Origin of the sequence: Oceanobacillus sp. FSL W7-1281 (assembly GCF_037969835.1) — a bacterium.
GTDB lineage: Bacteria > Bacillota > Bacilli > Bacillales > Amphibacillaceae > Oceanobacillus > Oceanobacillus oncorhynchi.
This window is the reverse complement of sequence record NZ_CP150214.1, coordinates 1,984,467-1,997,599: the sequence shown is the minus strand read 5'-3', so window position 1 is coordinate 1,997,599 and position 13,133 is coordinate 1,984,467. Positions and strand designations below refer to the sequence as shown.

Annotated in this window: 13 protein-coding genes; 10 read left to right on the top strand and 3 right to left on the bottom strand. The window is 40.0% G+C overall.

Going from position 1 to position 13,133, the window contains the following annotated elements:
- Positions 1 to 81: 81 nt before the first annotated feature.
- A complete protein-coding gene (locus MKX55_RS09995) occupies positions 82 to 708 on the bottom strand; it encodes a spore coat protein (protein ID WP_339237915.1) in 627 nt (208 codons plus the stop codon).
- Between the two features lie 255 nt (positions 709 to 963).
- Here MKX55_RS09995 and MKX55_RS09990 point away from each other — a divergent pair, with 255 nt between their 5' ends.
- Positions 964 to 1,179, top strand: coding sequence for a hypothetical protein (locus MKX55_RS09990; RefSeq protein WP_339184522.1), 216 nt, complete (start codon positions 964 to 966; stop codon positions 1,177 to 1,179).
- Positions 1,180 to 1,388: 209 nt separating this feature from the next.
- On the opposite strand, the gene MKX55_RS09985 is transcribed toward MKX55_RS09990, so the two are convergent.
- The gene (locus tag MKX55_RS09985) at positions 1,389 to 2,372 is read right to left on the bottom strand and encodes a DUF3231 family protein (protein WP_339237914.1); all 984 of its coding nucleotides are present in this window, start codon (positions 2,370 to 2,372) and stop codon (positions 1,389 to 1,391) included.
- 381 nt (positions 2,373 to 2,753) lie between these two features.
- On the opposite strand from MKX55_RS09985, the gene MKX55_RS09980 reads away from it, so the two are divergent.
- The gene (locus MKX55_RS09980; RefSeq protein ID WP_339184518.1) at positions 2,754 to 2,903 is read left to right on the top strand and encodes a hypothetical protein; all 150 of its coding nucleotides are present in this window, start codon (positions 2,754 to 2,756) and stop codon (positions 2,901 to 2,903) included.
- A gap of 443 nt (positions 2,904 to 3,346) precedes the next feature.
- Here the strand turns inward: MKX55_RS09980 and MKX55_RS09975 are convergent, their stop codons facing one another.
- Positions 3,347 to 5,407 (bottom strand): catalase, encoded by a 2,061-nt coding sequence (locus MKX55_RS09975; RefSeq protein ID WP_339237913.1) that lies wholly within the window; start codon positions 5,405 to 5,407, stop codon positions 3,347 to 3,349.
- Positions 5,408 to 5,762: 355 nt separating this feature from the next.
- On the opposite strand from MKX55_RS09975, the gene MKX55_RS09970 reads away from it, so the two are divergent.
- The 8 genes from MKX55_RS09970 (at position 5,763) to MKX55_RS09935 (ending at position 13,098) form a co-directional block, all read left to right on the top strand.
- Positions 5,763 to 5,948: a hypothetical protein gene (locus tag MKX55_RS09970; RefSeq protein WP_339237912.1), complete on the top strand. Its 186-nt coding sequence runs from the start codon at positions 5,763 to 5,765 to the stop codon at positions 5,946 to 5,948.
- A complete protein-coding gene (locus tag MKX55_RS09965; RefSeq protein WP_339237910.1) occupies positions 5,945 to 7,336 on the top strand; it encodes an amidase in 1,392 nt (463 codons plus the stop codon). The genes MKX55_RS09970 and MKX55_RS09965 overlap by 4 nt, the downstream gene beginning before the upstream one ends.
- 280 nt (positions 7,337 to 7,616) lie before the next feature.
- Positions 7,617 to 7,805, top strand: coding sequence for a hypothetical protein (locus tag MKX55_RS09960; RefSeq protein ID WP_339184512.1), 189 nt, complete (start codon positions 7,617 to 7,619; stop codon positions 7,803 to 7,805).
- A gap of 395 nt (positions 7,806 to 8,200) precedes the next feature.
- Positions 8,201 to 8,929, top strand: a complete 729-nt coding sequence (locus tag MKX55_RS09955; RefSeq protein ID WP_339184511.1) for a polysaccharide deacetylase family protein — start codon at positions 8,201 to 8,203, stop codon at positions 8,927 to 8,929.
- Between the two features lie 373 nt (positions 8,930 to 9,302).
- Positions 9,303 to 9,821 carry a diaminobutyrate acetyltransferase gene (gene ectA, locus MKX55_RS09950; RefSeq protein WP_339237908.1) on the top strand — a complete coding sequence of 173 codons (519 nt, stop codon included), beginning with the start codon at positions 9,303 to 9,305 and terminating at the stop codon, positions 9,819 to 9,821.
- 47 nt (positions 9,822 to 9,868) lie between these two features.
- A complete protein-coding gene (ectB, locus tag MKX55_RS09945) occupies positions 9,869 to 11,116 on the top strand; it encodes a diaminobutyrate--2-oxoglutarate transaminase (protein WP_339238489.1) in 1,248 nt (415 codons plus the stop codon).
- 31 nt (positions 11,117 to 11,147) lie between these two features.
- Positions 11,148 to 11,534, top strand: coding sequence for an ectoine synthase (locus tag MKX55_RS09940; protein WP_339237906.1), 387 nt, complete (start codon positions 11,148 to 11,150; stop codon positions 11,532 to 11,534).
- A gap of 217 nt (positions 11,535 to 11,751) precedes the next feature.
- On the top strand, positions 11,752 to 13,098 hold the full coding sequence (locus MKX55_RS09935; RefSeq protein WP_339184507.1) for an MFS transporter: 1,347 nt from the start codon (positions 11,752 to 11,754) through the stop codon (positions 13,096 to 13,098).
- Positions 13,099 to 13,133: the final 35 nt, after the last annotated feature.

Sequence of the window (13,133 nt, the reverse complement as noted above, 5' to 3'; positions counted from 1 at the left end):
TATCACATTATTATTTGAGCTGACAATTGATTAAAATCGCAGCTAAACAATATGGCCCCCAAAAACAAGAGGGGCCAGTTTTTAATGTAAAGGGGGTTTTTGCGATGGTACAGCAGCAGGTGCATACCCTTCCTGCATCTGCATCATATCTTGCGGTGTCAGCTGCGGAACCTGATAATATCCATGTTTGTTTTGGTATAGAGAAATTTCATAAGCCATTTCAATACAATTGGGTACAGAATCTGCAAGCACTCTGCGAACCACGGGATTCGTAACCTCCAGGGCTGCTCCTGCTTTGGCTGGCACAGTTGATTTAACGGCATTTAACATGCTGTTAGCAATTGTTTCATCATTGATTTCTGTGGATGCTTGCATTGGCTTTTTCGGCTGCGAAGCTTTTAATCCATAAGTGAACTGATTATCTTGCTTCATTTCATAAGTTTGTGTAGGTTCTGCAGGCTTTTGTCCTGTTTTAAAAGATTCTAGCGTAATATTATACTCCTCTTGCATGAACGCTTTTTGACGTTCTAAAATATCGCGAAGCTCCGGATCCCTGACATGCTCGTTCAGCATTGTAAAGGTGTTCATCGTATTAATTGCTCCTGATAACACCTCGTGAACATCAAACATTTCATGGCCTCCGTGGTTCATTTGCGGCAGGACAGCATTTGTATTCATTTGCTCGTTTTGCATTTGGTTATTTTCCATAAAAATCCTCCTAGTTCGTTTTCCTTCAATAATATGGTGCTAAAATAATGGTCAAATATACGCTTTTTTTAAATCATCGAAGAAAATGTAAAAGAAATGACTGCTGGAACAAAAGAAAAGCAAATAATTACCTGATAAAATTTAACATCATTCGAATGTGCCAACAGCTGAAAAAATTGGATTTAAGATGGCTCATATATTTTTTAAAAATGTACAAGATATACAGGTAATAATTATTACAAAGGGGAGATTCTAATGGCTCAACAATCAATTGATGTAAACCAATTAACTCAAGCGAAAGCAATTGTTACATTAACGCAGGAATTGTTAACACAGGCTATCGAAAAAAGTACCTCAGATCAAGCACTGGCCCAAGAAGCGATTAAGCAGGCTTCTACTGAAATTGCTTCAGCTCAAACAACGGTAAGTCAAGTTCAAAGTGCCATCATGACCCAGCAATCAGAATCTTAATAGTAAAAATAATGACCCGCGCACCAATCATCTGGAGCGCGGGTCATTTTCTTGCAATAAAACGAAACTTCACTCTTCGGGAGTTTTACGGACGGTTCTCCGTGATAAATTACGGATGATACGATGGAGTTTCTTTTTTTTATTGCTGAGCCTCTTGCTTCGAAACAAAGTCTAAAGAACAGGAAAGAAAAAGAAATAGATTTTACTGTTCATACATCCATTTTCGGCGGCTCCTCCATCCAGCCATTATTGAGCATAATCGTTAACCCTTCCCTTGCGTATTGATAAATATCTTTAGCCTTTATTCCAAGACTCGCATTCAAATCATTACGCATACTGAAATTAGCACCGAAGCTTTGGGATCCAAGAGATACGTTACAGAAAAAGAAGGTTGTCATCATCATGAGTTTATCTGAAAAAGGCGCCGTTGTTGAACTTGTCACGGTGCCTCCAGGGGTAGCTGGTGACTGAATATCATCCCGGAGAAGAATTTCCCCGGTTTCATTTAAAATTTCTTTGGAAAGCTCCTTCCCTTTTGTAAAATATTTTTGTACCTCTTTATCCTTGGCACATTGGGCAAAACCCGCCATCAATTGCATACCGGTAATATTAACCTCAATACTTTGATAAAGGTATGAAAATTCTACCGTATTCAGGGTGCGTTTATTGCCAAAAATATTTGTCCCTTTCGTGTAATTCTTGTCCGTAATGTAATCTACCGACTTTGGCATAGAGATATAATTTGGACGGGGAAGCAGCCCTTCCTCTAATAAATATTGAGTGAAATGATTATAATAGGTCTGCGAAATTTGAATAATCTCCATATAAAGCTTAATAATATCTTCGCGGTAAGAAACGGTTATATGCAGAGCGTACATAGACAGACTGAGCTTTTTTAATATCCGGCAAAGCATAATATCAAAACCATTTTCATATAATCTTGGTGCGTTCAGGTACACATCTTCATGCGTAAAACCTTTGGGGGATGCTGCGCCTTCCGCTTGAATCATCATTTGCATTTCTTCGACTTTGGGGTGAAGTACTTCCCATAATCCTGACATGAGATTTCGGGCTTTTTCATTCTCTGCAGTTTCTATAAAATATTCCAAATATCGAAGAATCAATGTTTTCTTCTGATACGTCATCCACAGAGCACCGAGTTCTGAGGAAGTCATTTTAGGTTTATTAGGCATTAGCGCGTTGCCTCCCTATATTTATTATTCGCTTTAAAAAGTAGTATTTGGTTTTTTTATGAATGTATACATATTCCTGCGCCCCAAAACGATAAGAGATATTCTTGGCATCTCATCCAATCCGCACTATCTCATGCGCTTAACGTGATGTTCATACTGCACCGGTTGTACTTATGCATTTTTGTCCTTTGTCAGGCAGATTATTTATGTTCCCAAAGAAAAGACACAGCCCTATCGGCATGATAACATTGTAAATAAACTAGAAATTGAGGCTGTAAACCATGAAACAAAAAAAGAATGTAAACGAATGGCAGATGATATATTTATACAGAAGCAGTGGATTTTATATCCGAAAATAAGAGGAAGAAATGAGGGGAATGGATGAAAGAATATATAGGTACATGTGTAACATGCAATAAAGAAATTTACTGTAAAGACGGCTTTTTAGATGGTGTAAACGAACAGGGCCGCTTGTATTGTTTTATTTGCTCAGAAGAACGGCAGCAGGAAGCGGAATATAATAAAGATTAAAAAGATCAATGTCTTTAGTAACAGTATTTTTCTAACCAATTGTCCTCAACACGTATTGTATCATTACAAATAAAACGAAACTTAACTCAGTGGGAGTTTTTCGACGCACAAATGTTTTCGGTGGGGTGAGTAATCGCAACCCCAGGACGTCGCAAACTTAGTCTGTTTCCTTAGTTCCCCACTGAGTTAGCCTAAGTGATTCAGGGAGTTAGCGTCCCTTATCTCCCGCCTAAATAAATTTATTTTCACGCTTTATTTTGAGGCGGGAGTTTTACGGACGCTTCTCTGTGATAAATCGTCCAAGGAAGTCAATTCACCAAATGGCAGGACTACTTTGGGCCATACCTTTCATATTCTTTGGAAATACAGATTTTTGAGGTCTAGTTCAGAAAAAGCTGTATAAATAAAGAAAGAGCATCTTTTTACAATGCTCTTTTTCCATACTATGTTCGATTCCAAAAACGATGCTCTGCAATAGCAGAAACAAATTCTTCTCCAAAGTCGGTATTATTCGCAGCAAAAACAACACCAGCTAAATTATTATTTTGGGATGCTTGAATATATGGATGCCCCGTAGAAGCAACACCGATTGGTTTATAGTGTTGATAAGCTGTATGCACATATTCTGTAACTTGAGAATCGAATTTTGCCTGATGCTTGGAGCTGCCGCCAACAATATAAAGAGAGTCAACCAGATAGAGACTTGTCGTAATAAAAGTGTCATCCACTTTAAGTTCTCTTCCCCCGGCACCAGTAACGGTACCAAGCCTGTCACTGATGATGACAACAAAAACGCCATTTTGTTTTAAAATGTCCAACGTCTCGGTGACTTCACTGCCAAAGCCATCACCAATCAGTACACCTACTTTTTGCGTATAAGCATAACGAGGGGTATTGGACTGGCTAAGAGAAGGGTAGCTTGCAGAAACAGACACATTGGATCCGCTTGGACGATTCACTCCAATGTTATCAGCAACAATCGACGCCATTTCCTTATCAACATGGACAAGCTGTTTATCAACCACCTGCTGCCGGACAGATTCGCTTTTTACTTTTCCAACCTGATAACTTAATCCTTCGATTGTATGCTGCTTTTCAATCGGGGTTAAACTATTCCAAAAAATCCTCGGCTGCGAATAATAATCTTTAAACGATTCGCTCCGGGCTCTAATTTTATAGCCATCTACTTTCCCTGGGTAATCTTTGTAGCCGCCCTCTTCTGGAGGCACTGTATATGGCGTGTTATCAGCCAGTGAATTTTCATGATAATTTACCTTGTCAACATCGATACGTTGTCTCATAAAGCCCCGCCGCTGGTTATTATGAAATGGACAGACAGAACGGTTAATTGGTAATTCCGCATAATTGGCACTGCCTAGCCGATGGTTTTGCGTTTCTCGATATGCCATCAATCTGCCCTGCAAAACGGGATCATTAGAAAAATCAATTCCCGGAACAACATTGCCAGGATTAAATGCAACTTGTTCTGATTCTGTAAAATAGTTATCAATATTTCGATTTAATGTCAATTTACCAATCATTTGAACAGGAACGAGCTCCTCCGGCCAAAACTTTGCAGGGTCAAGCACATCGAAATCGAATTTAAACTCATCCTCCATCGAAATTAATTGAACACCCAGTTCATATTCAGGATAAGCCCCCTTATCAATGGCCTCTCGAAGGTCCTTTCTATGGAAGTCGGGGTCGAGCCCGCCGATTTTCAGCGCTTCATCCTGCAGCAGGGAGTGCACTCCAAGAACAGGTTTCCAAACATACCTCACAAAGGTTGCGACATCCTGGTCATTAACAAATAAATACGTATTAATCGACCATGATTCCATCATTCGATAGCTTCTTAAAATCCCGCGGTCAGACATTATCCACAGTACCATATGAAGGGCTTCATCGTTATTAGCAACATAATCCCAGAAGCGATCATGGGCTCCGCTTGCCGTTGGGATATCATCAGATTGCTTAGCTTGGTACGCATGCATCGCATCCGGAAACTTCATCGCATCTTGGTTAATTAATACAGGCATGGCAATCGTTGTCAGGTCAACATTTCCTTCTTCGGTATACAGCTTAACGCCTTTGCAGCGCAAGTCTCTCGCGGTATCATACGATCCTTTAGCCCCTTGCACCGTAGAAAAACGAACAGTTATTGGCGTCTTTTTCCCGGCTTCCTGCAAAAAACCGGCCTTTGTCACATGCTTCATGGACTGATAACATTCAAACTCACCATAAGCACTGTAACCTCTTGCATGAACTACTCTTTCCGGTATTTCTTCATGGACAAAATGCGACATTTTTTCAAAAAACTCATAATCCTGACGTAAGGAAGGTCCGCGTATACCAGCCTTTAATTGGTCCTGGTCCTGTGATCTCTTTTTCCCTTCCTGTGTTGTCATCGGCTTCCCTGAATCCTTTACGCGAAACTGATCTAGTTGGTCCTGCTTAACGTCTCTATTATCAGAATGTTGATTTCTTGATGATTTCTCATCCACACAATCACCCTTTCAAACCTTTAGATATACATACCATTTCTATATTTACGTGATTTTTCTTAAATTAGAACGCCTTTTTTATAACAGCGTGAGGGATTCCGAGCATGAACTGCCTAAAATCATCCTTTCTTTGGATTACTGAATCAAAAGTTATATTCGAAAATCTCAGCATGATTAAAGAGAATGCGTTGCTTTTGTATGCCTACTCTATACACTCTATACTCCATTGACAGCGTAGTTTATTGTGTTTTATGCGGATGAAAAACTTTCCTTCCCTCCAAACAAATCGCTTGCTCAGCATATTTTTTCAGGCATTTCATATAGTATTAGGAATCCATAAGAGGAGGTAATTTAGATGGATGATGCAAATGTTATAAGACAGGGGTTACATTTACAGGGACTGCCGATCTGCGAGACAGACATTCCATATATCCAGCAGATACGCTGCACGATGAAATTATCTCAACATGCCCTCTCTGCTTTTCCATATTTAAATATGGAGATACCCATCACATTTGTTGATAAGGAATTGCTGCAATGACAGACATATCCTTCTTAACTGCTACAGAGCTCGGCCCGTTACTCAAGTCACGCCAGCTGTCTCCCGTAGAGTTGACAAGACACCTGTTGAATCGAATGGATACATTTGATTCAACGCTTAGAACGTATATTACACCCCTCCATGACTCAGCCCTGAAACAAGCAAAAGAAGCGGAAGAAAACATCATGCGCGGGAATTATATCGGTCCGCTCCATGGAATTCCGATCGGCGTCAAAGACAATTACTACACAAAAGGAATACGGACTACGGTCGGCTCCAAACTTTTTATAGATTTTATCCCTAAAAAAAATGCAACAACTGTAGATAAATTGTTACGTGCCGGCGGCATTATGCTGGGAAAACAAAATTTGCATGAGCTTGAGGCTGGATCTACTGGTACAAATCCGTTTTTTGGCAACACCCGAAACCCATGGAATATTCAATACATGCCAGGAGGATCCAGCGGCGGTGGTACTGCTTCTTTAGCAGCTGGTCTGGCAATACTTGCAACTGGATCAGACACATTTGGATCCATTCGCTTACCCGCTTCCATGTGCGGTGTTTACGGATTAAAGACAACCTATGGATTAGTCAGTACACATGGCATTTTCCCAACCGCTATGTCATTAGATACTGCAGGCCCCATGACAAGGTCTATTTCTGATTTGGCATGGATGCTTTATTATATGGCAGGGTTCGATGCAAATGATCCAGGGAGTTTGGATATACCTGTTCCGAATTATATGACAGATTTAAATAATGGAATCCAAGGAATTAAAATTGGTATCCCTGCATACTTTCTCCAAGACCTGGCCCCTGATGTAGAAAGCCTTTTTAAACGTACCGTGGAAACACTCCGCTATTTAGGTGCTGAAATAGTGGATGTAGAAATTCCTGAATTAGCTTTATCAACCTTTTCCGGTTATACGATAGCGGCTGGCGAAGCAGCTGCTTTACATCACCAATGGCTCCAGACGCATTCAAACGAATATTCTGCAGACATACGGAGTTTCTTTCTGGCCGGCGCTTTAACTGAGACACCGCAATATATTCAGGCGCAGCAGACCCGAAGAAAAATGGTGAAAGGTTTTGAAGAAGCTTTTAAACAGGTCGATATATTGCTCGGCCCAACCATACCTATCACACCTCATATCTATAGGGAACAATGGGTTGAGCAAAATCTGGAAGTTATCAGAAGATGTCTGCCTTTTACTGTTCCAGCTAATTTAACCGGCACACCAAGCCTCGGCGTTCCAATGGGTTTGGACAGTAAAAGCCTTCCAGTTGGGATGCAATTTATTGGGAAGCCTCTCTCCGAAAAATTGTTATTGCAGGCAGGGAAAGCTTGGGAAAGCACCAATCCATTAGGGAATAGTATTCCGACTTGAAGAGAGGATGCTTCATTTTGTGTGAGTCATTCGAATTAATTTAAAAATGCCTCCACTTTTTTATCTGTTGTCTTACAATGATTTTCACATACATCCACCAAAAATATGGCTTACATTAATCCTTCTTAACTAACAAAATCTGGCTTTCGAAATAACGAGTGTTTTTTTGATAAAGGGGTAAAATATAATTCGAGGACGACATTTGTACTGGAAGCTCCTGCTTCAGGCAAGGCTTCAAAAATGAATGTATTTCTCATAAAGAATACTGGGAGGGCTTTCCATGGATAACAATAAACGTAATTTTGACCGCAATGAACGCAGAAACCGCAATAATGAAAACCGCCAAAATCAAGAAATTAACAACGTGGAATTTGCAAATGAGAATGAATTTATTGACGAGAATGCTTTTGAAGAAAATAACAACAACAACCGCAACAACGAGCGACGCAATAACCGTAACCGCAAATAGTTAAGCCTTGTTTGTCAGATACCTGAATCACCGGAGAAAAAAATCCGGATTCAGGTATCTTTTTTACAGCTAAATTTTTGGAGGATTTAATTAAATTTTGCCTTTTTAGCAATTAGTTTTTTAACCTTTTCGCTCCTACCTTTCAAAACCTTTTCTTGGAACCCCCTTTCCATCATGTGTTTTTAACTCAACCTTGCTGTTTAACACGTCCATTTTATACAGCTTTTCTTACAGAACTTTTAAAATGAAGAAATTGGTTTGACTTTCCTCTTTTCCCCTCCAAAATTTGCTTATGATAAAAACATGCTTCTTAGCAAATAATACATTTAATTGATAACTAATTACGTCCATAAATACTTAAAGTTTTAATTATTTTTTTAAATGAGAGGTGTGAAATGAAGAAAAAAATAATCTATGCGATTAGTTACCTGCTTCTGACATCTTGCTTTTTCCTGTTCATCCAAGAGCAGATATATGCGAAAGATAGATTTGATTTTGAGAAAGACGGGGATATTTTCTGGGACGCAAAAACGGAGGAAAAGGTAATTGCTTTAACATTTGATGATGGTCCACACTCAAAATACACACCTGCTATTCTCGATATATTAGCTGAATATGACGCTGCTGCTACCTTCTTTGTGCTCGGAGCTCATGCTGAAAAATTTCCGGATATCATCCATCGGCAAGTAATGGAAGGGCATGAAATCGGCAATCATACCTATGATCACACCACGAAACTCAGCAGACTTAGTCAAGAGATGAAAGAAACCTCTGATATCCTTTACGCCATCACAGGAAATCGTCCAAAGCTTTTCCGACCGGTCGGCGGCAGTTATAATGACGCGATTGTAAAGAAAGCCGGAGAAAACCAATTACATGTCGTGCTGTGGTCTTGGGATCAGGATACAAAAGACTGGGACGGGGTAGATTATAAAACCATTGCAGCCAATGTCATCAGCAGTATCTCCCCGGGAGATGTCGTACTGTTTCATGATGCAGGAGGAAAAAGAGAGCAAACAGTTAAAGCTCTCCCGCTTATTCTTGATTATTTAGCTGAAAACCAATATAAAACCATTACAGTATCTGAAATGATGGAAAAGGATGAAAAATTAAAAGAAAATTAATGAATTCAAGCTATATTATTGCTGTCCCTTATTCATTTACTTCCCTAAAAATGAGCGGACAGCTGTTTTGTTCTTCGATAATGAATTTTTAAATTACAATTATCATTTTCCAGCCCTCAATTTGATTTATCTATTTAATTCATTATTTTATTTTCCCCAAAAGTTTATAAAACGGATTATTTCTGTTATATTCAAAGCTATTTATAGCCAATGGCAATCATTTTACTCTCACCCCTTCTTATCACGAATAATCACGTTATTCTCCGTTATATGCGTTTTGACGTTATTTTTCCTTATGTTAATCTAATATGGTAAGTAAAAAATCCACTCAGGAGGTGAGAGCATTAATACAAACACAACAAATGACATGACAATGACTATCGAAAAAGAAAACGATTTTTATTTTCGCGAGCCTGCAAAAGATGACGGGGCAGGTGTTTGGGAACTGATTAAAGCTACCAAGGTACTTGATCTCAATTCTTCTTACAGTTACTTAATGTGGTGCGATATCTTTTCAGAGACCTCCATCGTTGCAGAAAAAAACGGGAAAATGCTCGGGTTTATTTCCGGGTATAAAAATCCGAATAATCCGAATAAACTATTTATCTGGCAAGTTGCTGTAGATGCTTCCGCTCGAGGTAACGGATTAGCAACGAAAATGCTGCGCCAATTATTAAAGCGCGAAGCTTGTAAAGAGATTGATTATGTAGAAGCAACCGTTTCTCCATCCAATCAACCTTCTCAGTCTTTATTTAAAGGTCTCGCTAAAAAGCTTGATACGGATTGTCATATCAGTGACTGCTACGTAACAGATGATTTTCCGGATGAAGAGGAAGAACATGAAGATGAGCTACTGTTTACAATTGGACCGATTGCTACAGAAAATAAATAATTAAAGGAATGATTTCATTGACAACAGCAACATGGAATGATGCGAAAATGAAAACGTTTGAAGAATTAGAATCTGAAGTAAGAAGCTACAGCAGAGGATGGCCGACTGTTTTTGAAAAATCTAAAGGCTATAAACTGTGGGATACTGATGGAAAAGAATATATTGATTTCTTTGCAGGCGCAGGTACATTGAATTACGGGCATAATGACGATGCGATGCAGGAGAAATTAATTGAATATATTAAAAATGACGGTGTGATTCATAGCCTGGACATGGCTACCATTCCCAGAAAAGATTTTCTGGAACGCTTTACGGAGGTCATTCTCAAGCCACGGAATCTGGATTATAAAATTATGTTCCCTGGCCCTACCGGTACAAATACTGTAGAAAGCGCACTGAAAATTGCCAGAAAAATAACTGGACGGGAAACGGTTATCAGTTTTACCAATGCGTTTCACGGGATGACAATTGGATCCCTTTCTGTGACAGGAAACTCCTTCAAGCGCCACGGTGCCGGTGTTCCATTGCATCATGCCGTTTCGATGCCATTTGATAATTATGTGGAGGACAATGATTCGATTGCTTATCTGGATCGTTTTTTAGAAGATAGTGGAAGCGGCGTGGCCCTGCCTGCTGCAATCATTCTGGAAACTGTTCAGGGAGAAGGCGGGATTAACGCTGCACGCATAGAATGGCTGAAAAAAGTAGAAGCACTATGCAGACGCTGGGATATTCTCCTGATTGTGGATGATGTCCAGGCAGGAAATGGCCGGACCGGCACCTTCTTCAGCTTTGAGCCGGCGGAAATTAAACCGGATGTAGTTTGCCTGTCTAAATCCATTGGGGGAATTGGCCTGCCGATGGCGATTACGTTAATCAAGTCAGAATATGACCAATGGGGCCCAGGCGAGCACAACGGAACCTTCCGTGGCAATAATATGGCCTTTCTTGCTGCAACCGAAGCACTGAAAAATTGGGAAAATGATGATTTTGCCAATGCTGTACAAGAAAAAGGCGCATTTCTTAAATCAGAAATCAACAGATTGATTGACCAATATCCGGAGTTAAACGGAGAAGCCAGAGGCAGAGGTTTAATGCAGGGCATTGCTGTGGAGAAGGAAGGTTTAGCAGGAGAAATTTGTGCGGAAGCATTTGAACGCGGACTTATTGTAGAAACCTCTGGTCCAGATGATGAAGTGGTCAAATTCCTGCCGCCGCTGATTATTGATCAGGAAGGTCTGGTAAAAGGGTTAGACATTCTGGAAGACAGTATAAAGCATGTTTTAAAAAAATAGAGATATTGTTTACGGAGAGGGGAAATAATAAATGATCGTAAAATCACTGGAAGATTTAATTGGAACAGAAGATGAAACAAAAGCTGAAAACTGGGAAAGCCGCCGCTTTATTTTAAATAAAGATGGTGTCGGCTTCAGCATGAATGATACCATTATCAAAGCAGGAACAGATAATTTCTTCTGGTATAAGAACCATATTGAAGCGGTTTACTGCATTGAAGGTGAAGGCGAAGTCGAAAAGGTCTCCACTGGAGAGGTACACCAGCTTAAGCCTGGCACGATGTATCTGCTAGATGAAAATGATAAGCATCGTCTGCGGGCACGCACCCAAATGCGTATGGTATGTGTCTTCAACCCGCCGTTAGTTGGAACAGAAACGCATAATGAAGAAGGATATTATCCGCTTTTAACAGAATAAATTACTTTCAAAAAGCCTCTGATAAGGATATTTCTTATCGGAGGCTTTTTGTGTACATTGTTTATTAAAGGCTTTCCCCCTATTCCCATCTCTCATTGTTATAGCTTTTCCCTATAGCAAACGATACCTTTTTACAATTACCTTATAACCATCGTTTCATGGTAGTATTTTATTTATCATTACACTTCGATACATTAAAGGAAAGGACGTTTTAAACATGCGGAAGGTTCAGACAACACAGGTTTTAGGTAACAGTAAATTTAATAAATTTCATTTACTGATTTTTCTCTGGTGCTTTTTCGCTATTGCCTTTGACGGCTTTGATGTAGCTATCTATGGGATTGGGCTGCCATTAATGATGGAGGATTTTAATATCAGCAGAATCGAGGCTGGCGCAATCAGCAGCTATACGCTGATCAGTACGATGGTTGGCACCTTTCTGCTGGGCTCTATTTCAGACCTTATCGGGCGTAAAAAAGCGATTGCGATTTGCTTAATCTTATTCAGCCTCTTTACCTTTTTAGCCGGATTTGCACAGAACCCCACCCTTTTTATGATAATGAGAGTAATTGCTGCGCTGGGCTTAGGAGGAATCATGCCAATCCTCGTAGCTATTATGGGTGAATATTCTCCGGTGAAGAAGCGGCCGTTAACCATTGCTACGATGTATTGCGGTTATTCCATCGGCGCGATTATTGCTTCCTTGATTGGTATGTACTTGATGGAATGGATGGGCTGGAGACTATTATATTGGATTAGTATTATTCCGCTTCTTGCTCTGCCATGGTTTTTAAAGCAATTTCCGGAATCTGTTTCTTATTATCTGACCAAGAAAAAAGGCGATAAAATTGCAGAGATTTTAAATAAAATTGATCCCGGCGGTAACTACCAAGCGTCTGATAACTATGAATATGAGGCATTTAAAGAAAGCACGAAGGAAATTCCGATTAAAAAGGTTTTCTCTAATAAGCGGACCAGCAGTACCATCGCATTTTGGATTGCGGTTACCTGCTCCATGCTCGTTATTTCCGGACTGACAACCTGGCTGCCGCAAATTATGGTAGACGCCGGTCATGGGTTGACATCCAGCTTATCCTTTAATCTGATGCTTGCAGTCGGACAAATTTCCGGTTCTATATTCGGCGGGATGTTAGTGAATCGTCTCGGCCATCGTTCTGTCTTAATCCTGATGTTTTTTATCGGTTCACTCTGCTTTGTTTTATTAAGCATCACCACAAGCTCGCTCTTACTGTATTTAATCATTACCTTAACAGGGGCTTGTACAGTAGGTACTCAAAATTTAGTGAACCCGTATATTTCGGAATTTTACCCTCGGGAGATTCGTACCACAGGGTTAAGTATCGCTGTCGGCGTTGGACGGATTGGCGGTATCATGGCACCGGTCGCCATCGCCCTTCTGTTATCGACCAATTTAGACCCGCAGCATGCATTTATGGCATTTGCCGTACCAAGCTTGATTGGAGCTGTTTGCTTTATTACCGTCAGAGAAAAACATGCAAGCTTTGATCGGGCAGTACCAGTGAAAAAGCATCAAATTGCCTAACGAAAATAATTTACTATAAGATAAAGCCGCTGCTT

Excerpts from the sequence above, each read along its gene's own strand:
- MKX55_RS09980 (WP_339184518.1), top strand. The coding sequence starts at position 2,754 with ATGAAAGAATATATAGGTACATGTGTAACATGCAATAAAGAAATTTAC.
- MKX55_RS09995 (WP_339237915.1), bottom strand. The coding sequence starts at position 708 with ATGGAAAATAACCAAATGCAAAACGAGCAAATGAATACAAATGCTGTC.
- MKX55_RS09970 (WP_339237912.1), top strand. The coding sequence starts at position 5,763 with ATGGATGATGCAAATGTTATAAGACAGGGGTTACATTTACAGGGACTG.
- MKX55_RS09935 (WP_339184507.1), top strand. The coding sequence starts at position 11,752 with ATGCGGAAGGTTCAGACAACACAGGTTTTAGGTAACAGTAAATTTAAT.
- MKX55_RS09955 (WP_339184511.1), top strand. The coding sequence starts at position 8,201 with ATGAAGAAAAAAATAATCTATGCGATTAGTTACCTGCTTCTGACATCT.
- MKX55_RS09960 (WP_339184512.1), top strand. The coding sequence starts at position 7,617 with ATGGATAACAATAAACGTAATTTTGACCGCAATGAACGCAGAAACCGC.
- MKX55_RS09985 (WP_339237914.1), bottom strand. The coding sequence starts at position 2,372 with ATGCCTAATAAACCTAAAATGACTTCCTCAGAACTCGGTGCTCTGTGG.
- ectA (WP_339237908.1), top strand. The coding sequence starts at position 9,303 with ATGACTATCGAAAAAGAAAACGATTTTTATTTTCGCGAGCCTGCAAAA.
- MKX55_RS09990 (WP_339184522.1), top strand. The coding sequence starts at position 964 with ATGGCTCAACAATCAATTGATGTAAACCAATTAACTCAAGCGAAAGCA.
- MKX55_RS09940 (WP_339237906.1), top strand. The coding sequence starts at position 11,148 with ATGATCGTAAAATCACTGGAAGATTTAATTGGAACAGAAGATGAAACA.
- ectB (WP_339238489.1), top strand. The coding sequence starts at position 9,869 with ATGAAAACGTTTGAAGAATTAGAATCTGAAGTAAGAAGCTACAGCAGA.
- MKX55_RS09965 (WP_339237910.1), top strand. The coding sequence starts at position 5,945 with ATGACAGACATATCCTTCTTAACTGCTACAGAGCTCGGCCCGTTACTC.